The organism is Kitasatospora sp. NPDC087861 (assembly GCF_044742585.1).
Lineage (GTDB): Bacteria > Actinomycetota > Actinomycetes > Streptomycetales > Streptomycetaceae > Kitasatospora.
Map to the genome: position 1 here is coordinate 1 of NZ_JBIUUS010000063.1, position 25,700 is coordinate 25,700.

General features: G+C 72.4%; 21 protein-coding genes and 1 pseudogene. 12 read left to right on the plus strand and 10 right to left on the minus strand.

What is annotated here, in order from left to right:
- Window positions 1-88 precede the first annotated feature (88 nt).
- A pseudogene (locus ACIOJE_RS39545) lies at window positions 89-223 on the plus strand (IS6 family transposase); the annotation flags it as partial.
- 78 nt (window positions 224-301) lie between these two features.
- Here the strand turns inward: ACIOJE_RS39545 and ACIOJE_RS39550 are convergent.
- From ACIOJE_RS39550 to ACIOJE_RS39565, 4 genes are all read right to left on the minus strand, one after another.
- Entirely contained in the window at window positions 302-1,123 is an 822-nt protein-coding gene (locus ACIOJE_RS39550; RefSeq protein ID WP_400783286.1) for a hypothetical protein, read from the minus strand.
- A 175-nt stretch (window positions 1,124-1,298) separates the two neighbouring features.
- Window positions 1,299-1,829 (minus strand): hypothetical protein, encoded by a 531-nt coding sequence (locus tag ACIOJE_RS39555; protein ID WP_400783289.1) that lies wholly within the window; start codon window positions 1,827-1,829, stop codon window positions 1,299-1,301.
- Between the two features lie 45 nt (window positions 1,830-1,874).
- Entirely contained in the window at window positions 1,875-2,420 is a 546-nt protein-coding gene (locus tag ACIOJE_RS39560; protein WP_400783325.1) for an RHS repeat-associated core domain-containing protein, read from the minus strand.
- A gap of 111 nt (window positions 2,421-2,531) precedes the next feature.
- Window positions 2,532-3,395 carry a serine/threonine protein kinase gene (locus ACIOJE_RS39565; protein WP_400783292.1) on the minus strand — a complete coding sequence of 288 codons (864 nt, stop codon included), beginning with the start codon at window positions 3,393-3,395 and terminating at the stop codon, window positions 2,532-2,534.
- A gap of 610 nt (window positions 3,396-4,005) precedes the next feature.
- Here ACIOJE_RS39565 and ACIOJE_RS39570 point away from each other — a divergent pair.
- From ACIOJE_RS39570 to lanL, 3 genes are all read left to right on the plus strand, one after another.
- A complete protein-coding gene (locus tag ACIOJE_RS39570; RefSeq protein ID WP_400783295.1) occupies window positions 4,006-4,668 on the plus strand; it encodes a helix-turn-helix domain-containing protein in 663 nt (220 codons plus the stop codon).
- Window positions 4,669-4,918: 250 nt separating this feature from the next.
- Window positions 4,919-5,086, plus strand: a complete 168-nt coding sequence (locus ACIOJE_RS39575) for an SflA family class IV lanthipeptide (protein ID WP_280682117.1) — start codon at window positions 4,919-4,921, stop codon at window positions 5,084-5,086.
- Window positions 5,087-5,126: 40 nt separating this feature from the next.
- Complete coding sequence (gene lanL / locus ACIOJE_RS39580) at window positions 5,127-7,721, plus strand: class IV lanthionine synthetase LanL (protein ID WP_400783298.1); 2,595 nt, start codon at window positions 5,127-5,129, stop codon at window positions 7,719-7,721.
- A 149-nt stretch (window positions 7,722-7,870) separates the two neighbouring features.
- On the opposite strand, the gene ACIOJE_RS39585 is transcribed toward lanL, so the two are convergent.
- A complete protein-coding gene (locus ACIOJE_RS39585; RefSeq protein WP_280682121.1) occupies window positions 7,871-8,230 on the minus strand; it encodes a zinc ribbon domain-containing protein YjdM in 360 nt (119 codons plus the stop codon).
- A 274-nt stretch (window positions 8,231-8,504) separates the two neighbouring features.
- Here ACIOJE_RS39585 and ACIOJE_RS39590 point away from each other — a divergent pair, with 274 nt between their 5' ends.
- A complete protein-coding gene (locus ACIOJE_RS39590; RefSeq protein ID WP_400783301.1) occupies window positions 8,505-9,743 on the plus strand; it encodes a styrene monooxygenase/indole monooxygenase family protein in 1,239 nt (412 codons plus the stop codon).
- Between the two features lie 204 nt (window positions 9,744-9,947).
- On the opposite strand, the gene ACIOJE_RS39595 is transcribed toward ACIOJE_RS39590, so the two are convergent.
- From ACIOJE_RS39595 to ACIOJE_RS39605, 3 genes are read right to left on the minus strand one after another with little or no spacing between them, the layout of a single operon-like run.
- Complete coding sequence (locus tag ACIOJE_RS39595) at window positions 9,948-10,994, minus strand: hypothetical protein (RefSeq protein WP_400783303.1); 1,047 nt, start codon at window positions 10,992-10,994, stop codon at window positions 9,948-9,950.
- Complete coding sequence (locus ACIOJE_RS39600) at window positions 10,991-12,259, minus strand: CHAT domain-containing protein (protein ID WP_400783305.1); 1,269 nt, start codon at window positions 12,257-12,259, stop codon at window positions 10,991-10,993. Before ACIOJE_RS39600 ends, ACIOJE_RS39595 begins: the two co-directional genes overlap by 4 nt.
- A gap of 5 nt (window positions 12,260-12,264) precedes the next feature.
- On the minus strand, window positions 12,265-18,879 hold the full coding sequence (locus tag ACIOJE_RS39605) for a tetratricopeptide repeat protein (protein ID WP_400783308.1): 6,615 nt from the start codon (window positions 18,877-18,879) through the stop codon (window positions 12,265-12,267).
- Window positions 18,880-19,479: 600 nt separating this feature from the next.
- Between ACIOJE_RS39605 and ACIOJE_RS39610 the strand changes: the two genes are divergently transcribed.
- The 3 genes from ACIOJE_RS39610 (at window position 19,480) to ACIOJE_RS39620 (ending at window position 20,832) form a co-directional block, all read left to right on the plus strand.
- Entirely contained in the window at window positions 19,480-19,746 is a 267-nt protein-coding gene (locus ACIOJE_RS39610; protein ID WP_280682131.1) for a hypothetical protein, read from the plus strand.
- Between the two features lie 133 nt (window positions 19,747-19,879).
- Window positions 19,880-20,569 (plus strand): DUF402 domain-containing protein, encoded by a 690-nt coding sequence (locus ACIOJE_RS39615; protein ID WP_400783310.1) that lies wholly within the window; start codon window positions 19,880-19,882, stop codon window positions 20,567-20,569.
- Window positions 20,566-20,832, plus strand: a complete 267-nt coding sequence (locus tag ACIOJE_RS39620) for an NUDIX domain-containing protein (RefSeq protein ID WP_400783312.1) — start codon at window positions 20,566-20,568, stop codon at window positions 20,830-20,832. The genes ACIOJE_RS39615 and ACIOJE_RS39620 overlap by 4 nt, the downstream gene beginning before the upstream one ends.
- Before the next feature lie 197 nt (window positions 20,833-21,029).
- On the opposite strand, the gene ACIOJE_RS39625 is transcribed toward ACIOJE_RS39620, so the two are convergent.
- Window positions 21,030-22,010, minus strand: a complete 981-nt coding sequence (locus tag ACIOJE_RS39625; protein WP_280682136.1) for a GlxA family transcriptional regulator — start codon at window positions 22,008-22,010, stop codon at window positions 21,030-21,032.
- A 71-nt stretch (window positions 22,011-22,081) separates the two neighbouring features.
- Here ACIOJE_RS39625 and ACIOJE_RS39630 point away from each other — a divergent pair, with 71 nt between their 5' ends.
- Together ACIOJE_RS39630 and ACIOJE_RS39635 are read left to right on the plus strand one after the other, a co-directional pair.
- Window positions 22,082-22,756 (plus strand): HD domain-containing protein, encoded by a 675-nt coding sequence (locus tag ACIOJE_RS39630; RefSeq protein WP_280682138.1) that lies wholly within the window; start codon window positions 22,082-22,084, stop codon window positions 22,754-22,756.
- A gap of 47 nt (window positions 22,757-22,803) precedes the next feature.
- Window positions 22,804-23,250, plus strand: a complete 447-nt coding sequence (locus ACIOJE_RS39635) for a Rid family hydrolase (RefSeq protein WP_280682140.1) — start codon at window positions 22,804-22,806, stop codon at window positions 23,248-23,250.
- A 27-nt stretch (window positions 23,251-23,277) separates the two neighbouring features.
- On the opposite strand, the gene ACIOJE_RS39640 is transcribed toward ACIOJE_RS39635, so the two are convergent.
- Complete coding sequence (locus ACIOJE_RS39640; RefSeq protein ID WP_400783317.1) at window positions 23,278-24,228, minus strand: SDR family NAD(P)-dependent oxidoreductase; 951 nt, start codon at window positions 24,226-24,228, stop codon at window positions 23,278-23,280.
- A gap of 101 nt (window positions 24,229-24,329) precedes the next feature.
- On the opposite strand from ACIOJE_RS39640, the gene ACIOJE_RS39645 reads away from it, so the two are divergent.
- Together ACIOJE_RS39645 and ACIOJE_RS39650 are read left to right on the plus strand one after the other, a co-directional pair.
- Complete coding sequence (locus ACIOJE_RS39645; RefSeq protein ID WP_400783320.1) at window positions 24,330-24,842, plus strand: helix-turn-helix domain-containing protein; 513 nt, start codon at window positions 24,330-24,332, stop codon at window positions 24,840-24,842.
- A gap of 373 nt (window positions 24,843-25,215) precedes the next feature.
- On the plus strand, window positions 25,216-25,581 hold the full coding sequence (locus ACIOJE_RS39650; protein WP_400783323.1) for a transposase: 366 nt from the start codon (window positions 25,216-25,218) through the stop codon (window positions 25,579-25,581).
- Window positions 25,582-25,700: the final 119 nt, after the last annotated feature.

Below are 25,700 nucleotides of genomic sequence, written 5' to 3' on the forward strand. Positions count from 1 at the left end.
GGCCTCGACGACCTTGTGGTCGAACGTGCCCATCCGGCGGCTGCGGAACGCGGGGTGGAGATGGTGCTCCAGCAGTGATTCGAGGTGCTTCAGCGGCATCTCACCCCACTTCCGCCCCCGACGCCACCTCATGGCCGCCGCCGACTACCGCACCGAAATGATCATCCGCTTCGCCGTCTGGGACCAGATCACCAGAACCGCCGCCCTGCCCACCACGGCCTGAACCAGACACCACCACCGCGGCCAGACACGCCCCGAACCGGATCACACCGCCGAAGACTCATTCAACCTGACAACGCCATCAGGTGTCGTACTCGCCGTTCCATGGGGCGTGGAAGGCGAGGCCTTGGGGTTCCAGTTCGTACCACTCTTCACCGCCGCGCAGTGCTGTCTCATCGAGAAGTCCCCAGGTGTGGCCCTCGTTCTCGATGCTGAAGGGACGGATGTGGATGTCTTCGTACCTGAGCCCCTCCAGGCCGGCCAGCGTCGACTCGAGGAGGGCCTTGGCCTGCTCTAGGTCTGCAGCGGGCTTGAGCGCTGATCGAGTGTGGTTCCCGTCAGCATCGAAGAGATGTAGAAGGACCACTTCATCGGTACTGGTTGGGGACGAAACGATGTCTGCGAAGAACAGCCCTTCACGGTATGTGCCGATAGTGGCGGTACGGTATGTCGGCTCGTGGGCGACTTTGACGAGACGTGTCCCGTGGAGCGATTGGGAGAAGGTTCGTGAATCCTCCCCATCTTCGTCCGAACCCCCCTGATTGTCGGATGGGTCGAGCTTCACCCATGAGATCGCCTGTCGGACACGCAGCCATTCTGTTCCTCCCGAGATCCACCCCAAGAGCAGTTCTTCGGTCCGCTTGCGAGGCTGGTGGTCGGCTGCCTGGAAATACCGATCATGGGATCCTTCGCGGTACTCCGCTTGCCAGCTTTCCGGGTCATGCATGAGGACTTGGATAAAGACCCCCGAATCGGCCTCCTCTGGGTCGGATTCCCAGGAGATCACCATAAATTCGTTGTCGGGTGCGCTCATCGAGTTTAGAGCGGAGGTGAGGTCCCGACGGTCAGGATTTACGATAACGTCGCCGTTCTCCAGCTCGACAGCCAAATGGTTGATGGTCACGGATGATACCCGCGCATTCTGTTGGATCGGGAGCGGTAGCAGGAGCCGAGGGTGTGCATGCTATCGGGTGGCAGGAGCGCGGCAGCCAACTGGTCGGATGTCGCCCTCCCTCAATGATGATGAGTGGTTTCCTGGCGGCGTACTACTGCCTCATGGCGATGTGCCGCCAGACTTGCTAGAACAGAGCGTGCCAGGGCTTCCTTCCACCGCTGACGATGGAGGAGCCGATTTTGCTGCCGGCGACGGCTCCCACGGCGCCGCCGACCAGGCCGCCAACTACGGTTCCGGCCCCAGGGCAGATCATGGTGCCGATTGCGGCTCCGGTCTCGGCGCCGTAGATGCCGCCGGCCAAGGCCCCGATATTGCGGCCAGCCACGTCAAGTTTCTGGTCCTTGGGAGCGTCGTAGACTCCTTTGCGCCCCAGAGGACAGCACCGACCATGCACAGTCGACCGAGTGATTCGATTAATCGAACCTGCGTCCCGGGAGACGGCTGCGGCCGTGTCTCCGCTGGCCGCTGCGCTGGCGTTCGCCGCGGATTGGGCTGCTGCTTGCCGCGCATCGAGTGCTCTCGCGGCAGCGGCTGCAATTCGCCTCTTCGCGGCTCTGGCGATGTTGGTGTCGTCCGCTGGGCCCGGTGTCAGGCGATGAAAAGCATCCTCCATCCGCTGGATCGCCTTCCGCTTTCCGGTGGCGAGAATGGTCATGCTCTCTGCGCCGAGATTCTTTAGCTTGGGCTTCGTGTAGTGCTTTTAAGGGGAATTCGTGATTCCTGTCTTTATCAGATTGGCGGCCTTGTCGCGCAACTGGTACAGGTATGCCTTGCGGGTACTGTTGTGGGAGTTGCCGTGCTTGCCATCCGAAGGGGGCGTGGGCTTGCGGTGGGGATCCTTGACGAACCTGCCGCCTGGACCCTTCAGCTTGTGGCGAGGCAGCATGCCCGTTGGGTCGGAGCTGTTGACCGGGTCGTTGGTGCTGTAGGAGTAGCCGTTCCACTGTTGTGGATCGGAAGGGTCCAGTAGCGGGTCGGGATTGAGAAAGCGTCCGGTCGCGGGCTGGTACTCGCGTGCGCCTAGGTTGGTCAGTCCGGTGGTCGGATCTTTGACACCGTTGACGAATCCGTGGTCGCCGGCCCAGCTTCCGGGCTGTATGCCCCGGGGATTTCCGAAGGGGTCGACCGGGCGGCGCGTCTCATTCAGGGTGACGGCGTCCAGGGCCAGCGTGTTGGTGCCGTGCGGGTCGGCCAGTTGGTAGGTGAGGTTGCCGCCTTGGCGTACCAGGGTGATCCCGTTCGGGATCTGGTAGTAGCGGGTTCCTCATCCTCCGGCATCACCACCGGTCGGTGGGCTTCCACGATGCGCTCCTTACGGGTCGTTGACTGGCGTCGAGTTCAGGGCGAAGCGGTACGTTCAGTTGTCCGCATGAGCTGCGGCGATCTGCCGCCAGTGCTTTACCCAGCCGGCCTTCCGGTTGTCGACCAGGCGGTGCACCAGCCCCCACGCGTGGACGACTTCCAGTCGAAGGACCTTGGGCAGATTGGGGTGCTGATTCAGTACGTCTCGCCAGACCCGGCTGTGCATGGCCGGAATCGCGTTCTCTGCGCAGCACTCGTTGAACTGCATCTCCCACAGGCCGTGGAGGGTCGCATCCGCGGATCGGAGGGCGGTGACCTCGGCGGGGACGGCCTTGTGTGCGATCTCGCGGGCGACGAGGTCGGCGTTGAAGAACTGCCGCTTCGCCGCGTCGAGCGCTACGTGACCCGCCTCCGTCATCTGCCGGATGAAGAGCGCTGAGTCGAGTTCGGTGCCCTGGTCGTCCTCCATGTCCAGTACCAGCCGTAGCTGCTCGTGGGTGGGAGCCGGTGTGAAGGGCTCGTAGTACACACGACGAACATGATCGCCTTCGGGGCTATGGAGAGCGCGAAGGAGGGCAGTCTCGTCCCACAGGCGGATCACGACGCCGTGGTCCTTCTCCTGCTTCGGCTTCCAGCGGTCCCACCACTGTGCAGTCGGGCCGTCCATGCTCGACGGGATGCACAGCACCCAGATCGCGACGGTGTGCCCCTGTGCTGCCGCGGCCTTCATCACGGACGCGAACGAATCGCGGATTGACTGCTTGTGGGCAGCTTTTGTGACCGGGAAGAAGTACTTGGACTGCCAGACGGTGATCTCGCCCCCGAGATCGCCGGCAAACGCGTCGACTCCCCAGTCTCCGGGGTTCGCTGCGATCATCCGGACGTTCGGAGTGGTGGCTCCGGCCAGAGCCGCGATCATCTTCTCGAAGTCGTCCCGGGCTCCTCCTTCGCCCCCGTCCGGGTCTGGTGCGTAGCGAAGGTGATAGGCGGTACCCCCGCCGCCATTGATATTGCGCTGTCCGGCACCGCAACTCCCAATGCCTCGATCGGGCAACACCGTGAAGCCACGCGCAGAGCCAAGCGTGCTCGCCGTGCGACATACGGTGAAGGCCGTGATCGTATCGTCCGGGATCTAACCGATCAAGACTTCGCGAGCAATGCCGGCGGCGTGGCCCGTCTGCCCGGAGTTGCCACCGGGCGGGGCAGCGTCCCGACGGCTGCGAGGGCGCGAGACTCTTCCGGAATATCCACTGGTCAAGTAGGGCGCCAGAGTGTTCCGCCGATCTGATTCGGCGTCAGCGCGATGATCGCAGGCGGGCCGGAACGGATCAAGGTCGGGGTCCGACGGGTGGGCCGCCGGACCGGCCCGGCCTGCGCCGATGCCCGTGGTGCCGGTGCGTACGGTGCCGACACGCACGGTGCCCCGCCGTTCCTCGACTTGTCGCAGGCCGGGCGCTTGGATGGATCCGGCCTGGCCGCCGCCCGGACGCGAGCCCTGGCACCCACCGGCAAGCCGAGGAGCCACCACCGTGAACGACACCCCCGACGACATCCACCGGGCCGATCCCGCCGCCGTGGCCCGCCGGATCGCCGATCGGCGCGAACAGCTCGGGGTCAGCGAGGAGGCCCTCGCCCAAATGGCGGCCATGGCTCCCCGCTACCTGAGCTACCTGTTGGAGGCCGGACCGGCCTTCGACCCCGGCGGCTTCCTCCGGATCGCCGCCGCACTCGGCCTCAGCCGGGGCGAACTGCTCGAAGGCCGCACCGAGGGCCCGCCCGGCCAGGGCGGCCCCGGCCCCCACCCGCGACTGCTCGGCCTCACCGAAGCCGAATGCTGGGACCTGGTCGGCACCCACGGCATCGGCCGCATCGCCCTCCCCGTCCACCCGGGCCCGATCGTCTTTCCCGTCAACTACGTCGTCGACGACGGCACCTTCACCTACCGCACCGGCGACCGCACCGCCCCGTCCGAGGGCACCGACCTCTCCTTTCAGGTCGACCACATCGACGAGTACCTCGGGCGCGGCTGGAGCGTCCTGGCAATCGGCACCGCAGAGCCCGTCCACGATCCCGCCGTCCGGCACCACCTGGCCGGCCTCCCCGGCGCCATCCCCTGGCCCGGCGGCGACCGCCCCCGCTGGGTCCGGCTCCGCCCGGACGAGATCACCGGCCGCCGCCTGGTCAGCGACTGACCGGGGCCGGGCGGGGCCTGGTGGTGGTCGACGCCGAACGGCATGATGCGCTCCGGGCCGGTGGTGTCCGCCGCCGCGGCCTTCCGGGGGCCGGCCGCCCCCGTGGCCGCGGTGTGCCGGTCGGTCTGGAAATGTGCGTCGTGGCATTCCAGTCGGCGGTGTCCGACCTCTGTCGCGGGCCCGGTGGCGTGGCTAGCATGAGGCGCCAGCCGCAAGGAGCATCGACCGAGCCCACAGGGAGGAACCACCCATGAGCGCATTGGTGACCGAGATCCGCGACGCAGGCCTGCTGGACATCGACGAGGACGCCATCGTGTTCGAGGACGAGTACGACGCGGACCTCGCCCCCGTGGCGTGTCTCGCCGACCCGTGGGTCACCTACGTCCCGACGCGCTTCGAGTGCGCCGTGGACTGCTGACCCGGGCAGGGAGGAACCGGATCCGGGGGAGGGAGGGCTGATGGCCGCACCGCCCGACCCCGGCTCCGCCGAGGCGCTGCGGCGAAGGGTCGCCGACCTCGCCGCCGTCGCGCCCGGCCCGCGGCGGCCGCTGCACACCGACGGGCAGTGGTGGTACCTGCAGGACCCGCGGATGCCGTCGCGCGCCCACGGTTGGAAGCTCCACCTGTCCGCCCGGCAGGGTCAATTGCCGCAGCTGCTGGACGTGGTGGTCCCGATCCTGCTGCGGCACACCTGCGACGCGAAGTTCGCCGCGGGCGCGGCCGTGCTGCGGGAGCTCAACAGCGGGCTGCGCGGCCCCGCGGCCGTGGGCAAGGCAGTGACGGTCTACCCGCAGGAGGCGGAAGTCGTCCGGCTGGGCCTGGAGTTGGCGGAGGCGCTGGCGGGGTGGGCCGGTCCGCAGGTGGTGAGTGATCGTCGGATTCGGTCGGACGCACCTGTGTTCTACCGCTACGGGCTGTTCCGCATGGCGGACGGCGATGGTGGCGGCGACGCGGACTACGGCATGGCCGGTCCGGACGGGTCGGTCTTCCCCGGTCTGGCCGAGGCCCGCTACCGCCAACCGCCCTGGGCGCGCGACCCGTTCACGCCGGTCTCGACCGCCGTCCGGCCGTCGACCACCCGGGTCGGCGAGGGCCGGTACCGGATCACCGCAGGGATCACCCGCTCGCCGAACGGCCACGTCTACCGCGCGGTCGAAGTCGTCACCGGGCGCGAGGTGGTGGTCAAACAGGCCCGTGCCTACGTCGCCGAGGACGGCGCGGGCACCGACGCGCGCGGCCGGCTCCGGCACGAGCGCCGGGTGCTCGCGGCCCTGGCCGGGGTTCCCGGAGTCCCGCCCCTGGTCGACTACTTCCGGCACGGCCCCGACGAGTACCTGGTCAGCGGCGCGTGCGGGCCGCGCGACCTGCGGCGGGACGTCCTCGCCGCAGGCCCGTACGACCCCCGTGCGGGTGCGGGCGGGCGCGACTGGTGGGCGCTGGCGCGCGGGCTGCTGCGGGTCCTGGACGCGGTGCACGCGCGCGGCGTCGTGGTGTGCGACCTCAAGCCCGCGAACGTGGTGCTCGACACCGGCGGCGGCTGCTCGCTGGTGGACTTCGGCGTGAACGCCCTCGACGGCGACCGCCCGCCGGGAGCCACGGCGGGCTACGGTCTGCCCGGCGCCACCGGCACCGACCCCGCCGAGGACTACTACGCGCTGGGCACCACGCTGCACCACGCCCTCACCGGCCTCGACCCGGTGGTGATCGACCCCGATCCGGCGACCAACCGCGACCGCACCCTGGCCTGCCTGCGCGCGGCCCTCCCGGCGCCGATCCCCTCGGAAACCGTTCCCCCGGAGACCGCGCATTCGGAGACCGCGCATCCGGAGACCGCACATCCGGCGCTGGTCCTGGTCACGGGCCTACTGAGCCTGGATCCGGCGCGGCGCTCGGCCGCCGCGTCGAGCCTGCGAGGCGGGGGAGCGGCTGTCCGCCCCCCGGCCCGGCCGCCGGCGGGGCCGCGCCGGGCCCCGCTGGACGAGGTGCTCGACCACACCGTGGGCACCTGCGTGCGGATGGCCCACGACCTGGTGGCCGGCGGCCCCGGCCGGGCCGGCGAGCCCCGCACGCTGCTCTCGCTCTACGACGGCGCCGCCGGCCTCGGCCTCGAACTGCTGCAGCACGCGGACCGCCCCGACGCCCGGGCCGCCGCCACCGCCCTGGCGGGCTGGACGGCCGCCCACCCGGCCCTCGACCGCCTCGACGGCTCGCTCTACCAGGGCCGGACGGGCGTCGAGCTGTTCCTCGCGCAGGCCGCCGCCGCCCTCGGGACGCCCGCGCCGCACCACCGCCACCACGAGCCCGTCGGTACGGACCAGATCGCCGGGGCGGCCGGGCTCGGCACCGGCCACCTGCTGCTCGCCGCCCTCGGCCGGGACGCCGACCGCCACCTCTCGGCGGCCGCCGCCTGTGCCGCGGGGCTGACCTCCCGCCCGCTCGAAGAGCCCGGGGAAGTGCCCAACCCCGGCACCGCCGCCCTCGCCGAGGGCTTCGCGCACGGCCGCGCGGGCATCGCCCACTTCCTCCTCGCCATGCCCGACGAAGCGTCCGGCCGGGCGGCCCGCCGCTTCGTCGACGGACTCGCCGTCGACCTCCCGCGCATCATCGCCGCCGCCCTCCGGCCCGGGGCCACCCGCCGCTACCTCTCCTGGTGCCGGGGCCTGGCCGGCCTCGGCACGGTCCTGGTCCAGGCCGGGCACCGGTACGGCGACGACGCCCTCCTCGCGCTGGCCGCCGACGCGGCCGACGCCTGTCGCACGCTCGCCCCGCGCACCGCTCTGGTCGTCCGCTGCTGCGGCCTGGCGGGCGTCGGGGACCTCCTCGTCGACCTCGCCATGGCCACCGGCGACCCCCGCCACCGGCAGGCGGCGGAGGACCTGGCCGCCCTGCTCCTCACCCGCACCGGCGGCCCGCCCGGCCGCCCGGTGTTCCCCGGCGGCGACCCCACCGCCGAGTCCCGCGCCTGGGCCGTCGGCACACCCGGCGTGCTGACCTTCCTGCGCCGCCTGTCCCGCCACGGCGGCCCCGTGCCCGGCCTGCTGCCGCTCGGCTGAACCGAGCGGTCGTCATCCGTGCGGTGTGGCACGGGCGAGCTGAGACGGCTGCGGCCACGAACCGCCGTCGGCATAGCGCGAAAAGGCGGCGGCCCGTACGAGCAGGGTGCTCGTGCGGGCCGCCGCCGTTGGCTCGGCCGTGGGCCCGGTCAGGCCTTCTTGACCACGCTCGACTTGAGCTGCATCGCGCCGAACCCCTCGATCCGGCAGTCGATGTCGTGGCCGTCGACGCCGTCCACCAGGCGGATGTTGCGGACCTTGGTGCCGGCCTTGATGCCCGAGACGCTGCCCTTGACCTTGAGGGCCTTGACGACGGTCACGGTGTCGCCGTCGCTCAGCACGTTGCCGACCGCGTCCCGGATCACCCGCTCGCCCGCACCGGCCGGTTCGGCGCTCCCGCCCGCCGCGGGGACCCACTCGTGGCCGCACTCCGGGCAGACCATGAGGGAGTTCATCTCATAGGTGTACTCGCTGGAGCACGACGGGCACGGGGGGAGGTTGTCGCTCATGCGCGCAGGCTGTCCTATCGGGTCGGGTAGGGGGTCGGCGGCACGCCAGCATGTATGAAGTTGAAGAATTTTTCAAATCGCTTGTTCGACAGGGCTCGACCCCGGACGGTGACGGCCCGCGCGGAGTGTGCCCGGGCCGTGGACGCGGGCGCCCGATGACTGGTATTCAGGCCACTGGCAGCCGGTTCGCGTCCCGCCGCGCCTGCGGGCTCACGGGCCCCGGGCGCGCGAGTGTCGGGCCGGGCCAGGACGGACAACCAGGAGAGCGGAGACGATGCGCAGAGTTCTGATCGTCGGTGCCGGGCAGGCCGGCCTCCAACTGGCCCTGGGGCTCCAGGCCCACGGCTACGACGTGACGGTGATGACCGATCGTGACGCGGACGCGGTCCGCGGCGGTCGGGTGCTGTCCACCCAGTGCATGTTCGACGCCGCGCTGCGGACCGAGCGCGACCTCGGCCTGGACCTCTGGGCGCAGGACGCACCCCGGATCAAGGGGGTCGGGGTCTCGGTGGCGGGGCCGGAGTCCGCGCGGGTGATCGACTGGGTCGGGCGCCTGTCCGGGTACGCGCAGTCCGTCGACCAGCGGCTGAAGATGTCGACCTGGCTGGAGATGTTCGCCGGGCGTGGCGGCCGGGTGGTGGTCCGGCCGGCGACCGTCACCGACCTCGAACACCTCTCCGGCTCGTACGACCTGGTCCTGGTCGCGACGGGCAAGGGCGACCTGGCCGCGATGTTCGAGCGTGACCACGAGCGGTCCCGGTACGACCGGCCGCAGCGCGCGCTGGCCGGCAGCTACGTGTACGGGCTCGGTCCGCGCCCCGATCACGACTTCCCGGCCGTCCGCTGCAACGTGGTGCCCGGCGTCGGCGAACTGTTCGTCATGCCGGCGCTGACCGCGGCGGGCCCGTGCGACATCCTGCTCTGGGAGGCCCTCCCGGGCGGCCCGGCGGACGCCTTCGACGGCGTCCGTGACCCGGCCGAACACCTGCGGGTGACGCTCGACCTGATGAAGTCCTTCACCCCCTGGGAGTACGACCGGACCCGCGCCGGCGTGGAGCTCACCGACGCCGGGGCCACCCTGGCCGGGCGCTTCACCCCCACGGTCCGCCGCCCGGTCGGTGAACTGCCGGGCGGAGGGGCGGTGTTGGGCGTGGCGGACGTGGTGGTCGTCAACGACCCGATCACCGGGCAGGGCTCCAACAACGCCGCCAAGGGCGCGGCCGGTTACCTCGACGCGATCCTCGCCCACGGCGACAAGCCGTTCGACCGCGACTTCATGCAGGCCGCCTTCGACCGCTTCTGGCAGGTCGCGCGCCCCGCCACCGCCTGGACCAACGCGATGCTCGCGCCGCCGCCCGAGCACGTGCTCCGCCTGCTCGGCGCGGCCGGTGAACTCCCGGCCGTGGCCGACCGGTTCGCCGACGCCTTCAACGACCCGGCCGACCTGGAGCAGTGGTTCCTCGACCCCGCGAAGGCGGCGGCCTACCTGGACGCGGCCACGCCACCGCACTGACCGGCGCGGATCGCCCGGGGCTCCCGCACGGACGGTGGGCCCCGGTCGATCCGCCGCACACGCCCGGCCGAGGACCGGACGCCATCGGTGTCGAGGAGACCCCAGCCGTCCTCGCCGTCCACGGCGACCTCGCCCACGGACTCCTCAGCCGGGACGAGCCCGTGCGGTACCTCCTCCCACCGGGGCGCCCCGGCGCGGCCCCCGTCAGCGTGAGTGGGCGGCGAGGCTGAGCAGGAGGTGGGCGGACTCGGGGTGGTGGAAGTCGGAGTGGGCGCCCGCCGGGTTGAGCCGGGTGGCCAGGCCGCCGCGGTAGACCCGGGCGGCGTCGATGTTGACGATCGGGTGGTCCAACTCGGTGTGCGGGTACGGGGAGGCGGTCGGGCGCAGCCGGGTGGTGAACTGCGGGACCGGGGCGACGCCCGTGCCGGAGTGGCCGATCCCCGGGCGGCCCTCGGCGCGCAGGTGCCAGAAGCCGGTGGCGCGGTCCCACCGGGAGTGGGTGAGCACCAGCGGCCCGCGCAGCGGCGCGCCGGGGCGGCCGGGGCCGAGGAACAGCCGGGGGAAGAGGTGGGCGAAGGCGTCGCGCGGCGCGGCCATCTGGAAGATCAGCGCGCTGTCGACGGTGAACGGGCGGGTGGGGTCGCCCGGTCGGCTCCAGCCCAGCACCGGCGGCCCGGCGGGCCGGTCGGCCGCGTACTGGACGGCCTCGCAGAGGAAGCGGCCACCGAAGGAGTGGCCGACCAGGTGCAGGTACTGGCCGCCGCGGTTGGCCAGGACACGGGGTGCGTCCGGGTGCCCGCGGTCGGCGTCCAGGTAGCCGAGCAGGTGGCCGAGGACCCGGCCGGCCTGCCCCTGGGCGCTCATGGTGTGCGCCCGTTCCCGGATCCGGCGGTAGCCGGCCGGTGACGGGAGGCTGGAGGAGGGCCAGCGCACCACCACGCACCACGGACGGAATCCCCCGGCCAGCCCCGGGTAGGCGGTCGGCGCGTCCCGGTGCAGGGCGGCGGCCCGGGTGAGCAGGGCGGTGGCCGAGCGGTCCGCGGCGGCGGGGCTGGTCTGCCAGCCGTGGACGTAGACGAAGATGTCGGTGGCACGGTCGGGGATGCGCAGGTGCCGGGCGAGGTGCTGGGCGACCCGCGACCCGGGCACCGGCGTCCGGGTGCCGGGGACGAGCAGCCGGCCGTGCTCGTCCAGGTCCACGGTGGCCGTCCGGACGACCGGGGCGGGTCCGGCGGGGGTGCGTGCCGTCACGGGGTCAGCTCCAGGATGCTGTCGATGCCGCAGTGCAGGGAGTAGGCGAGCGCCAGCGGGTTGCGGTACTCGCGGGCGAACCACCGGACCAGCTGCTGGGTGATCTCGCCCGCCGTGAACTCCCCGGTCAGGTACAGGTCGAGGAAGGCGAAGGCGTACTCGGCGGCGAACTCCTGCGGGATCTCGATCTGCGGGCCGAGCACGCCGTTGGCGCCGAGGTCGACCAGCGCCCGGCCCAGGTGCTCCAGTTCGGCGGCCGCCGACTGCCCGGTGTGGCAGGCGTTCAGCAGCACGAACGGCCGGAACATGGCGTCCGGGGCCTCGGCGTGCCGCCGGCGGTGGCGGCGCACCAGCTCGGCGTCGATCTGGCGGTCGTCGGAGAGCCGGACAGCGAGCTGCTCGTACGGGGAGTCGTTCGCGACGAACTGGCCGTGGCACCAGAAGTACATGACGTCCTCGTCCAGCACGGCGGAGGACAGCGCCTTGAGCAGCAGCTCGGACTCGGTGCGCACGGTCAGCTGGGAGCGGTCCTCCAGCAGCTTGCGGACCTCGGGGGCCCGGCCGACGTCGGTGAGCTGGTCGTCGGTGTTGAGGCTGGTGACGGGCCTGGTCCGGGCCGGGTAGGGCGGCTGGATCGGCGGGTAGCCGGCACCGGTCTGCTCGACCTGGTGGCGGTGGCCGAGGAAGTCGGCCCACGGATCGGCGGCGCCGCTGTCGACGGCGAGCATCGGCCAGGGCAGGTGGAGGTCGGAGTCGAAGCTGATCCGCAGCGAGCCGTGCTCGGTGAGCGTGCGGGTGAGGTACTCGCGGAAGACGGTCAGCTCGCGGTCCGGCCCGTCGAGCATCACCTCCAGGAAGTACCGCCCCTCCTCGGCCAGTTCGGCGACCTGCCGCTCGGCGACCCCGGCCAGCCGGGAGAAGTCGACGGCCTGGGCGAAGGGGTAGCCGCCGATCGGCTCGGGGTCGCACTGGACCAAGCGGTCGCGCCAGATGGTCCGCAGGCGGGCGGCCCGGGCGAGCAGGACGGCCTTGGACACCTTCAGCTCCGCGTGGTGGGGGCGGGTCCAGGGCGTGCGCTCGCCGGGCCGGTACGCGGAGACCAGCAGGTCGCCGCGGTGGTGGCGGAGCGAGACGACGAGGTCCAGCGGGTCCGGCTCCTTGGCCGGCCGGGCGTCCGCCGGGTGGCGCGGGCCGCGGGGCCGGGGGAGCCGGGTGTAGTCGGCGGAGGGGTTCTGGTGGATCTCGACGAGGAGGTCCCGGGGCACGTCGATTACTCCTGCTCCTGGGCGACTTGGGGTTCCTGGGCGGCTGGGCTCTCGTGGCCGGGGGCGTCGCGGGCGGTGTCGTGGGGGACGTCGACGACGGCGGAGAGGTCCTGGAGGACGGCGCCGTGCCCCCGGTCGTACACGGTGATCCGCACGGTGTGCGGCCCCGGGACGGTCGGCGTCAGCGCGAACCGGGCCGGCTCCCCGGCCGGGGTGTAGTCGGCGACGGGCGGTTCGAGCACGGCGTCCGAGGCGGCGACGGCCACCAGGCGCAGGTCCGGCAGCTCAGCGGGGTCGGCCGACGGCGCTTCGGATTCCAGCCGCAGCTCCAGGCGCACGGTGGCCCCCACCACGGGTTCTTCCAGCAGGGTGAGCCGGGGCCGCCAGGCGGTCCGTGGCGCCGCAGGCGCGGCGGCGGCGCGGCGTACGGACCCGCGCGAGCGCCGCAGCAGCGGTGCCGGCTCGGACGGGGGTGGCGCCGGTTCCGTGTGGGCGGGCAGGGCCCCGGGCGGCGACGGCGGCTCGCCGCCGTCCAGCTGGGCCAGCGCCGTCCGGCACTCCACCGCGAGCGGGTGGCCGGGGTCCATCAGGGACTCCCGCCCGGCGTGGACGGCTGCCAGTAGCTCGCGGGCGGCCTCCCGGTGCCCGCTCGCGGCGAGTGCGGCGGCCAGGCCGACGGCGAGGGTGGGGAACACCGGGAGCAGGCCGGGGCGTAGCGCGCCCAGGCTGACGGCGGCGTCGTCGGCCCCCCGGTGCCCGGCCAGGAGGGCCCCGGCGGGGGAGGAACCGGCGTCCGGGAGGCGGTCCGCGATGATGCCCCCGTACACCCGGGCCGCCCCGAGGGCGTCGCCGGCCCGCAGGCGTGCGTGGGCGAGGCTCTGGCGGATGCTCAGGGTCAGGGAGTTGCGCGGGCCGTGGCTCGCGGCGCACTCCTCGGCGAGCTCCTCCAGCCGGACGACGGCGCGCAGCGGCCGCGCTCCGTAGGCCAGCAGCAGCGCGTGGGTCTCGCGGGCGGTCAGGGTGGCGTCGTCCGTCCCGCCGAGGGCGGTGTCGGCGGCGTCGGCGAGGGCGGCGGCCAGGCGTGCCGCGGCCTCCTGCTCCCCGTTCAGGTGCCGGGCGAAGGCGAGCATGCAGCCGGCCAGGACGAGGCCTGCCACGGCGGGGCCGGTCGGCCTGGTCCAGTCCGCCGCCAGGGGCGAGAGCTCGGCGATCGCTCCGCCGTGGTCCCCGGCGAGCAGCAGGGCCTGGGCGCGGCCGTACCGCAGGGAGCGGGGCAGGAGGTGGTCGGGTCCGACGGCCTCGACGGCGGCGTCCAGGACCTCCTGGTAGCAGGCGGCGGCCTCGCTGTACCGGCCGGCTTCGAGGAGGTTGAGCGCGAGGCTGTCCCAGGCGTCGAGGGTGTCCGAGTGGTCGGCACCGAGGGTCCGGGCGTAGTCGGACCGCAGGCTCAGGTAGAGCGCGGCGGCGCGGTCGTGGTCCCAGCGGTGGCGGTGGGCGTGGGCGAGGGAGGACCGGGCGGTCAGGGTCGCGGGGTGGTCCGGGCCGTGGACGCGCTCACGGTCGGCCGCCAGGGCCGCTCGGTCGGCCACCTCCTGGCGGTGTCGACCGGCGAAGCGCCTGGTGAGGGCGAGGCTGTTCCGATCGTGGAGGGTGTCCGGGTGATCGGGGCCCTGGACGCGGGCGCGGTGGGCGATCAGCTCGGTGAACTGGGCAACGGCTCGGTCGAGTTCGCCGGTCTCGCGGACGTTCCGGGCCAGCCGGGAGCGCTGGTCGAGGGTGTCGGGGTGGTCGGCTCCCTGGCTGCGGGCCCGGTCAGCGGTCAGGGCTTCCAGATCGGCTGCGGCCTGGAGGAGCATGCCCGCGGACTCGCGGTCGGCGGCGAGGTTGTCGCGAGCGTTGAGGGTGGCGGGGTGGTTCGGGCCTTGGACGCGGATGCGGTCCTGCAGCACGCTTTCGCCGAGCTCGATGGCGCGCAGGCGATCACCGGCTGCCTCGTGGGTCCAGGCCAGCAGGAAGCGGGCGTTGAGGGTACTGGGATGGTCGGGACCGCAGACCCGTCGTGAGTCGGTGACCAGGGCTTGGGCCAGCCGGAGGGCGCGCCGGTGGTTGCCCGCCGCGCGGCACGAGGAGGCCTGCCACCAGCGGGTGTTGAGCGTGTCCGGATGGTCGGGGCCTTGGACCCGCTCCCGGTCGGCGGTCAGAGCGCCGTAGACCTCGGCCGCCCTGCGGTGGTCGCCGAGCTGACTGTGGGCGTTGGCGTGCCACCAGCGGGTGTTGAGCGTGTCCGGGTGGTCGGGGCCTTGGACCCGCTCCCGGTCGGCCAGCAACGCCGGGTACAGGTCGGCAGCGGTTCGGTGGTCGCCTGCGGCGACGACGGACCGCGCGAGGCTGAGCCGGGTTTCGAGGGTGTCGCGATGGTCCGGGCCGAGGACCCGATCGAGGTCGGTGGCCAGGGCCCGGAACAGCTCCACCGCCCGGACGTGGTCGGCAGCCTCCCGGCAGGTGCCGGCCAGGCCCACCCGGGTGTCCAGGGTCGTGGGGTGGTCGGCGCCCAACGCGTGGACCAGATCGTCGATCAGGGTCTCGTAGAGCTCCAGGGCCTGACGGTGCTCACCGGCGTCGCGGTACATGTTGGCCAGCGAGCGCAGGGTGTTGAGCGTGTCCGGGTGGTCGGGGCCCTGGACCCGCTCCCGGTCGGCCGCCAGAGCGACGTACCGTTCCACCGCGTGGTGGTACTGCTCGGCCTGGCCGTACGCCCAGGCGACCATGCCGAAGGTGTCCAGGGTCGTGGGGTGGTGGGCGCCCAGGATGCGGGTGCGGTCGGTGGCCAGCGCCTCGTAGAGGGCGATTGCCCGGCTGTGGTCCTGGGCGGCAGAGGTGGCCCCGGCCAGGCCGCTACGCGCTGCCAGGGTTTCAGGGTGCTCGGGGCCCCGGATCCGGGCCGAGTCGGCAACCAGTGCGGTGTACAGATCCACCGCACGTCGATGCGCTCTTGCCTGTTGGTAGGCGTAGGCCTGCCACCACCGAGCGTCGAGTGTCTGCGGGTGGTCGGCTCCGTGGGAGCGGTTCCAGTCGGCTACGAGCGCGTCGTGCAGCGTCACCGCTCGTCGGTAGTCACCCGCAGCGGCGACGGCACGTGCTGACGCCCAGCGGTCGGAGAGCGTCTCCGGATGATCGGGCCCCTCGACCCGCGAACGATCGGCGACCAGGGCCGCGAGCAGATCGACGGCCCGGCGGCGATCGCCCGCTTCCCGGTAGGCAAACGCCAGCCAGTAGCGGGCGTTGAGGGTGTGGGAGTGCTCGGGGCCTTGGACCCGGCCGTAGTCGGGCACGAGCGCAGCGTGGAGCTCTACGGCCAGTCGGTGATCACCTGCTTGTCGGTGTGCGTTCGCGAGCCAGTGCCGCGTGTTGAGCGTGTCCGGGTGGTCGGGGCCCTGGACTCGGGTGCGGTCGGTCACCAGAGCGGCGTACAGGTCCGCCGCGCGGCGATGCCGGCCCGCGTCCCCGTGTGCCGAAGCGAGCCACCAGCGGGTGTTGAGGGTGTGCGGGTGGTCCGGTCCGAGCAGGCGGACGCGGTCGGCGACCAACTGGGCGGTGAGGTCGATCGCGCGGCGGTGGTCGCCCGCCTCGCCGTGGGCGACCGCGAGGTGCAGGCGGGCGTTGAGGGTCTGTGGGTGGTCGGCGCCGAGCACCCGGGTGTGGTCGGCGACGGCCCGCTCGCGCTCGGCGAGTGCGTCCCGGAGCCGCCCGGCCTGCTGGAGGGCGTAGGCGAGGCCGGTACGCTCGTCGAGCGTGTACGGGTGGTCGGGGCCGTGCGCCCTGGTGCGGTCGGTCAGCAGCTGTTCACGCAGCTCCACCGCCCGTTCGAGGTTGCCTGCCTGGCCGTGCAGCCAGGCCTGCCAGCCACGGGTGTTGAGGGTGTCCGGGTGGTCCGGGCCCAGCACCCGCAGGCGGTCGGCGGCCAGTGCGTCGCACAGCTCCGCCGCACGGCGGTGGTCGCCGGCGTCGCCGGAGGCCCGGGCCAGGCTCAGACGCGCGTCGAAGGTGTCGAAGTGCTCGGGGCCGAAGACCCGCTCCTGGTCGGCGAGCAACCGCTGCCGCTCGGCGAGGGCCTCGCGGGGACGGCCGGCCAGCTGGAGGGTGCGGGCCAGGTTGGACCGTTCGTCGAGGGTGTCGGGGTGGTCCGGGCCCTGGACGCGGATCCGGTCGGCCACCAGCCGTTCGAACTCCACCAGTTCGCGGTTGGTCCAGCCCGCGATGCGCAGCGCGTAGGCGAGTTCGCTGCGCTCCTCCAGGGTGCCGGCGTGGTCCGGTCCCTGGGCGAGGGCACGGTCGCGCACCAGGGCCTGGTGCTGCTCCACCGCCACCGGGTACCGGCCCGCCTCGCGGTGGGCACGGGCGAGGCCGTTGCGGGCGTCGAGGGTGTGCGGGTGGTCGGGGCCCAGGACGCGGGTGTAGTCGGCGACGACACCGGTGAAGTCCGCGACCGCCGCCGCCGGACGCCCGGCCTCACCGCGGGCCATGGCCAGCCGGCCACGAGCGAACAGCGTCTGCGGGTGGTCCGGTCCCTGCACCCGGGTGTGGTCGGCGGCCACCGCCTCGTACGCGGCCACCGCGGCCTCGTGGTCGCCGGCGGCGGCGTGGGCGGCGGCGAGCCAGCCGCGGCTGGTGAGGGTGTCGGGGTGGTCGGCGCCGAGCACCCGGGCCCGGTCGGACACCGCCTGCTCGTACAGGGTGATGGCCAAGCGGTGCTGACCGGCGGTGAGTTGGGCGTACGCCAGGCCGTTGCGGTTGGCCAGGATGTCCGGGTGGTCCGGGTCCAGTACCCGGGCCGCGTCGGCCAGCAGCCGCTCGAACTCCGCCACCGCCGCCTGGTGCTGCCCGGCGACCTGGAGGGCGTAGGCGAGCCCCGCGCGGCTGGTGAGGGTCCCGGGGTGGTCGGCGCCGAGGACCCTCTCCCGGTCGGTCACCACCGACTGGAACGCGTGGACGGCGCGCGCGTGTTCACCGGCCTTGCGGTAGGCGTGCGCGAGCGTGTGACGCCCGGCGAGGGCGTCCGGGTGCTCGGGGCCCTGGAGACGGGTACGGTCGGCCACCACCGCCCGGCAGAGTGCCACGGCGAGGGCCGGGTCGCCGGCCCGGGCGTGGAGTTCGGCGAGCCGGCCCCGGGTGGCCAGGGTCGCGGGGTGGTCGGCGCCCAGCAGCCGCTGCTGCCCGTCGGCCATCGCGGTGACCAGTGGGATGGCGAACACCCGCTGGGCCCGGTCGGTCAGCTCCCCGGCGGCCAGCCCGTACAGGGCGACGGTCTGCGGGGTGGGCCGCTCCGATGGGCCGGTGGCGGCCAGCTCCCGGATGTGCGGCAGCAGCGCCCGGCGCAGCCGGGGGCCGGCCTCCGGCCAGAGCCGGGCGGCGGCCTCGGCGAGCTGCTGCTCGGCGCGCTGGCGCAGCCGGCGGGCGCCCTCGGAGCGGCGCAGCACGCCCTGCAGCAGGCGGTGCACGGTGACGGTGTCGCCGAGGGTGATCAGGTTGTAGTCGGCGAGCAGTCGGAGCGCGGAGTCGACCTCGGCCGGGCGGCGCGCGCCGAAGGGCGTGAGGGCCTCGCGCGGCAGCGCCTCGGGGGCGTACCAGGCGAGGGTGCGCAGCAGCTCGACGGCGAAGGGGGCGGTGCCCTGGACGGTGCGCAGGGTGGTCTGCCAGAGCCGGGAGACGGTGGCCACCGGGTCGGTGCCGGCGTCGGGGCCCGAGCCGGGGCCGGTCGGGCTGCTGGTGCGCAGCAGTTCGCGGTAGGCGGCGAAGCTGGTGCCGGTCTGCTGCACGTAGGCGCCGGCCTGGGCGAGGGCCAGTGGGAGGTGGCCGAGGTCGTCGGCGAGGGCGTAGGCCTCGGCCTGGTCGGCCTGCGCCCCGGGGTGGGCGGTGCCGCAGAGCAGCCGGGCGGCCTCGGGGGCGTCGAGGACGTCGATCCGGACCGGGCGGATCCCGGGGTGCCAGCCGCCGGCGCGGCGGCTGGTGACCAACTGGTGGCCGCAGCCGAGCAGGCGTCCGAGGTAGGGGGTGAGGTGGACCGGGTCCTCGGCGTTGTCGTAGACCAGCAGCCAGCGGTCGTGGGCGCGCAGCCAGGCGATCGCCCATTCGACCTGCTGGCCGGGCGGGGCGGTGAGCGCCCAGGAGGGGTGGAGGTGGACGGCGAGATCGGCGAAGGCCTCGGCGAGCTGCTCCTCGGACTCGGCGGTGATCCACCAGATCAGCCGGTAGTGCGCGGCCTCGGCGGCGGCGTACGCGTGGTGCAGCGCGAGGGTGGTCTTGCCGACCCCGCCGAGGCCGTGCAGCGTGGTGGCCTGGGTGACCAGGCCGCTGCCGTCGCCGTCCGACAGCGCCTCGGTGATCGCCCGTAACGCGCCGTCCCGGCCGACGAGCCGGTCCGCGGAGCGGGGCGGCAGGTTGGGCGCGGGGTCGGTCGCCTTGACGGTCAGCGCGGCCCGCGCCGCCTCGGGCGGGAGCACCGCCGCCCGCTGCTCGGCGTGCGGGTTGCCGGCGGCGGGTGAGACCGGGCGGCGCCGCTGGTCGAACGCCTCGTGGTCGGGCAGTACGCCCTCGGGCCGGACGTGCGTCGTCCTGGACATCAACACTTCGGCGTCCTCACCCCCGCGTACGGCTCTGCCCGCCCACCGTAGTCGCGGTCGCGCTCCGTGTCACCGGATTCCGTCGGTCGACCGGGCGGCGGGCGCGCGTCGCTGTCGGTGGCGGGCGACAGCGTGCCCGGATGCGCACCCGTACCGTCCCGACCTGGCAGATCACCGAGACCGACGGCCTGGAGACGTCCTGGATCGAGCTAGACGAGCAGTTCCGAAGTCGGTCAGTGGTCGTAGGCGATCAGTGAGCCGGTGACGGGTTGGCCGGTGGTGCGGTTGCGCCAGATCGCGCAGGTCGTCGCCAGCACCTGGAGCCTGGCCAAGCTCGCCGAGCACCCGGTCGAGCACGCGGTCGTCACCCCGTCAGCCGGGAGACCCTGCGACGGATCCTGCGCGAGGGCAGGGTCTCCCGGCAGGCAACAAGCACATGGAAGGCCTTCACCGACCTGGTCTTCATTGCCGCCACGACGAGCAGAACGCTGTCATCGGTGCCTGCATCCGCCGGCACGACGCACGCGCCGGACCGAAGACCGACTTCGCCCCCGACTCACCCCCCGTCCGCACCTGGACCCATTACCCGGCCACGGCTGCGTGACGATCGTGTTCACCGCGGTACTGACACCCGCCCCCAAGGGCACGACCAGGGCGGTGGGTTACGTGTTCGCGTGCCTCAACGCGGCCGGTTTCGTGCTCGGGGTGACCCTGGGGGCGGGGCCCACCCGCGCGTACGACCTGCCGCTGTTCAACGCGGCGATCTTCCTGAGCATCGCCTCGTACTGCTACCGCGACATCACCACCCGCAGGGCCCGGGCGCCCCGGGCCGCGGGAGGCGTCGCCGCGGGCGGCGTCCGGGCTTGACACGCTCATCGCCCACCCGGACTGATCGGTGATCCGGCCGGGAGCGGAGGCCGCTACGACTTCCCCACGTCCTGATCCGCCGTCACACCTTCGAGCGGACTTCCCGGCCCCGTCGCCGGGCAGGCTTGCCCCCGTGACCGACACCAACCTGTTCCAGCCCGGCACCACCGTGGTGCGCCGCGACGTCCACGCCGGCCGGGTGTGGCCGGCGATGCCGCAGCGCGTGGTCGACGACACCGGCCACGTGCTGTCCCTGGCCTACTGGCCGGGGATCGAGAGCTTGGCTCCGACGACCTGGATCACCGCGACACGCACCGGAGACGACACCACCCGCAAGCAGGGCCTGGAAGACCTGGCGGCCGGCACCTGGACCCTCGGCCGCTACCGATGGACCGGCACCGAGCTGCTGAGCCACTTCCTGGCCGGCGAGTGGTTCTCCGTGCACTGCTTCCAGGACGCCGCCACCCACGAGCCGCTGCGCTGGTACGTGAACTTCGAGAAGCCCCATCAGCGTCGCCCCGGCATCGGGATCGACACCCTGGACCTGTGCCTGGACCTGGTCGCCGCGCCCGACCTGTCGGAGCATCACTGGAAGGACCAGGACGAGTACGACCAGATGCGCCGCCTGGGCCTGATCGACGACTACCTCCATCACCAGGTCGATCGGGCCCGGGGGAGGGCGATCGCCATGCTCGACGACCGCACCGGTCCGTTCGCCGGCGGCTGGCCCACCTGGGCACCGGAGGCATCCTGGCCGCTGCCGACACTGCCGACACTGCCGACACTGCCCGACGGCGCCGACGACCAGGCCACCGGACGGTGACCGTGCCAGCCCGGGTGCGGGTGTACGCGGTCCTGGTCCACGACCGCCGCCTCTGCCTGATCCGCCGCCGGCGCCCCGCAGGCGTGCAGCACTCGCTGCCCGGCGGCCTGGTCGAGGACGGCGAGGACCCGATCGATGCGCTGCGCCCGGAGCTGCCCGAGGAACTCGCCTCGACCGGCGGTGAACCGCGCGCCGGTGGTGTGGCTGCCGGCGGCCGACGCGGCCGACCTCCACCTGTACCTGGCGGAGGAGGGTGGCGATGACGCGCTGGTGGCAGGCGGACAGGTCGTCGTCGTGGAGGCTGCCCAGCCACGGATCGAACCGCAACTGCGCACACTGACGTCCCGTCACCGAGGGTTTCCTGCTGACGGCTCGGGTCCGACGTTCCTCCTTGCCCGCTCGGCAGCTTGGACGGCAGCGACCCGCCTCCGAAACCCCTTCAGCGTCGTAACGGCCATTCTCAGTCCGAGCGCGGGACCGCAGGTGACCGGGCCGGACCGTGCGACGTCGAGCGTGTGAAGGTGCGGCGGTAAGCGGTGGGGGTGGTGTCCAGTGTGCGCCGGAAGTGCAGCCGCAGGTTGGCTGCCGTGCCCAGCCCGCAGTCCCGCGCCACCTGTTCCACCGAACGCTCCGTGGTTTCCAGCATTTCCCGCGCCCTGCCGAGCCGGGCGTTGAGTACCCACTGCAACGGGGTCGTGCCCGTCTCCTCGGTGAACCGGCGCATGAAGGTGCGCTGCGAGAGGCCCGCGTGCCGGGCGAGCACGCGCAGCGTGAGCGGCTCGCCGAGCCGTTGCAGGGCCCATCCCCGGGTACCGGAGAGCGACGCCTCACCGGCCACCGCGACGGGAGCCGGCACGTACTGGGCCTGCCCACCGTCTCGGTGCGGGGCGGCGACCAGACCGCGGGCGAGCTGGTTGGCCACCTCCGCGCCCAGGTCGCGGCGCACGATGTGCAGGCACAGGTCGATGCCGCAGCACACCCCGGCCGAGGTCAGCACGTCGCCCTCGTCGACGTAGAGCACGTCGCGATCGACCGTGACGGCCGGGAAGCCCCGCTCGAACTCGTCGATGTGTCTCCAGTGGGTCGTGGCGTGCAGCCCGTCCAGCACGCCCGCCGCGGCCAGCGCGAAGGCGCCCGTGCAGATCGACACCACACGCTTGCCCCGGTCGCGGGCTTCGGCCAGTGCGACGAGCGCGGCTTCCGGCAACGGGAGGATCGGTTCGAATCCCGGCACGATCACGGTGTCGGCGGTGCGCACCTGCTCCAGGCCCCCGTCAGCGACCAGGGCGAAACCCGCGGTGGTGGTCACCTTCGCGTCCAGCGCGCACAGGGTCATCTCGTAGGGGGTTTCCGGTCGGGTGGTGAAGATCTGCGCCGGGATCGCCAGGTCGAGCGGGGTGACCCCGTCCAGCGCCAGGACCGCGACTCGATGCACTGCCATGGCAAGATTCTATCGAAGTGTGGAAATTTTGCCTCTCACCAGGTCAGGGGGGTAGCGGCCAGGCTGAAGACATGACCGGACCTACCGACGAGGCGACCGCCGACCTGATCACGCTGCCCGGCACACCGCTTGCCGACGCCGTCGTGAACCTCATTCGGCCGGTGGAAACGCCGTCCGTCTTCAACCACAGCATCCGCAGTTACCTGTTCGCTCGGCTGGTGGCCGGCCGCCTCGGCCTGGCCGCCGGCCACGACTACCACGACGACCTGTTGTTCGCCGCGTGCGCGATGCACGACCTAGGCGTGGCGTCGGACGGCCCGCACAGCCAGCGGTTCGAGGTCGAAGGCGCTGACCGGGCCGCCTCCTTCCTGACCGACCGCGGAGTACCCGCGGCCGACGCCGACCAGGTCTGGCAGGCCATCGCCCTGCACACCTCCCCGGGCATCGCGGAACGCCGCGGCACGCTGTGCGCGCTCGTCCGCGAGGGCGTCGCCCTCGATTTCGGCGGCCCACTGGGCGCCAACCACGTCGACGCCGTCACCGACGAGCAGGCCGACGCCGTGCACGCCGCCTATCCGCGGCTGGACATGATCCGCTCACTCACCGACGCGATCGTCGCGCAGGCCGCGAAAGACCCGAAGAACGCACCCCGGTACACGATCCCCGGCGAACTCCTCCGCGAACGCGAGACCTTCGGCCGGACCAGGCTGGAGCACACCTGCCGTTCGTCCCGCTGGGGCAACTGACTCCGCGGAACCCACGACCCCGTCACCAAGGAAAGGGAAGCACCGCAATGACCGTCCACACCGTCGAGATCCCCGAGGACAACGCAGTCTTCGGGCAAACCACCAGCGCCTTCGCAAGCTTCGGCTATTCCGCCGCGGTCCGCGCGCACGGCCTCTTGTTCATCGCCGGAACGATCGGTCGCCGCGCCGACGGAACGATCCCGGACACCATCGAGGAGCAGACCGAGATCGCCCTCCGAAAGATCGAAGAGATCCTCCGGCTGGAGAACCTCGACACGTCCGCCCTCGTCGACGTCACCAGCTACCACGTCGACATCCGGCAGCACCTTCCCGGCTTCATCGAGGCCAAACAGCGCCTCGTCGAACCCCCTTACCCGACCTGGACGATCATCGGGGTCAGCGGCCTCGCCAGCCCGGGACTCCTCGTCGAGATCCGCGCTACCGCCGCGTATCCCGACGCTGCTGCGAGGTCCGGTGTTCCCGCAGCGCGCTGAGTCAGCGGTCGCTGCCGGGCATGAGCATCAGGTGCTCATGCCCGGCGTGCCGCACAGTCCGGTGTGTGGGAAGCAGGGCTTGTTCACAAGCCGCGCAAGGCGAGTTGGAGCGTGGCGGGGTGGTCCGGCCCGGCACCCGTGGCAGCTACCGAAGGGTGCCCCCCGGCGTGCTCGGTTCCAGGGCCAGGCGGGGCGGGTGGTGGTGATACCGCCGTCGACGTAGAGGGTGGTGCCGTGGATCATGCGGGCCTCGTCGGAGGCGAGGAAGGCGACGGTGTGGGCGATGTCCTCGGGGGCGACCGGGACTCCGGCCGGAGTTGTCGCGGTCATTCGTTCGATGACCGGGCGGGCGCTCTCGTTCCCGGGAGTCAGGGTGACGCCGGGAGCGACGGCGTTGACCCGGACACCGCGTGGGCCGAACTCGGCGGCCCAGGTCCGGGTCATCTGCTCGTCGGCGGCCTTGGTGGCGGTGTAGAGAGCGGCGAACGGACTTCCCACGGCGGCCATCCACGAACCGATCGTCACGATCACCCCGGCGCCCCGAGCCACCATGTCGGGCGCCATCTGGGCGACCAGCACGTGCGGTGCGCGGATGTTGACCGCGAGCATCCTGTCCAGGTCGTCGTCGGAGAGCTCCGGCGTGGACGTGGCGGGATAGACACCGGCGTTGTTCACCAGGATGTCCACCCGCCCGCCCGCGGCTGCCGTCGCCCGTGCGGCGAACTCGCGGACCACGTCGGCGTCGCCCGCCAGATCGGCAGGGACGAAGCCGGCCTTGCCGCCCGCGGCGCGAATGCCCGCCACCACCTCCTCGCCGCGCCGTGGGTCACGGCCGCTGGTGATCACATGGGCGCCACGTGCCGCGAGCACGCGAGCGATGGCGGCACCGATACCGCTGGTCGATCCGGTCACGACGGCGCTACGGCCGTGGAAGGGCAGTACGTGCTGGGAGCGCTGGGGCTCGTGCGATGAGGTCATGACGCCATTGCACGGGCCGCACCGGTACGCAACCAGTGCGGGTCCTGCCTGGGCACGGCATGACCAGACAGGGACGGTGCCGGCGGCCGTACCGTGGGGCAATGAGTCACGACCGCTCCGCTTTCGGCACCTTCCTGCGAGCCCGCCGGGACCGCCTCACACCCGCCCAGGTCGGCATCGACGCGTTCCCCGGTCCCCGACGCGTGCCCGGACTGCGCCGGGAGGAGCTGGCCATGCTGGCGGGCCTGAGCACCGACCGCTACAGCCGCCTGGAACAGGGCTGGCAGGCGACGGTCTCCGAGATGGAGGCCGACAGGCGACCAGGCGATCAGCGGCTCATCGCCGCTGTGCACGACCTGCGGCGTACCGACCCGGACGTCGCCCGCTGGTGGGACGACCACACCGTGCGTGACTACGCTTCGGTACCCAAGCGCATCGCCCATCCCGAGGCCGGGCCCCTCGACTTCGACATCGAGATCGTCACCGCATCCCACGCCCTCGACCAGCACCTCATCGTGTACACCGTCGAGCCCGACTCCTCCACGGCCCGGGTACTGCCGATCCTGGCCAGCTGGGCCACCCCGGCGAACGCCCCGACCGGACCGCAGGACTGAAAGCCAGGCGATCTCGGACACGGGCGGCATCGGGGCCCTCCGAGCCACCAGAAACCATTGATCCTCCCACCGCAAGGCCTCAAGCGGTGTCATTCCTCGGTGATATCACTCTGTGTCAGCACCGGGCGGCGTCATCGCTGAACGACAAGCGGTGTCAGATCCCACGCGGGTTCGGGACCACCGACACGCTCGTGCGGGCGTTCCGCCGCCAGCTCGGCACGACGCGACGGAGTACCGGCGCCGGCGCCGGTTCCGGACCGTCCGGGGGTGAACGGACGACGGACGCCCGCGACCTGGTGTGCACCCCGACGGGCATGCCGATCATGTGGGCATTGGCCAACCCGAAGATCGGCGACGCGAGGTGCTGGCGGCGATGCTCGAAGTCGACGCCGACCTGGTGGCCGGGCGCGAGGGCATCTTGCTCATCACGGACAAGGGCTTCGCGTCCAAGCCGTTCGAGAAGGACCTCGCCGAGCAGGGCATCGAGCTCCTGCGGCCGTTGCTCAGGCGTGAGAAGAACCGATACGGCGAGCCGATGCTCAAGAAGGTCCGCCAGCTGATCGAGTCGGTCAACGACACCCTCAAGGGACAGCTTGACCTGGAACAACACGGCGGACGGACCTTCGAGGGCGTGGCTGTCCGGGTGACGCAGCGGGTGCTCGCGATGGCCGCTGGGATCTGGCACAACAACCTGATCGGCGCGCCGGTCACCCGCTCGCTGATCGCCTCTGACCACTGATCACTTCGGAACCACTCGCCTAGCTTGACTCTGTCGGGGATCTTGGTGTTCGGCTGCCTGTGATCACGGCGGTGCGTCAGTCTTGCGGGTGTACAAGGCCCGTGAGACTGGCGAGGAGT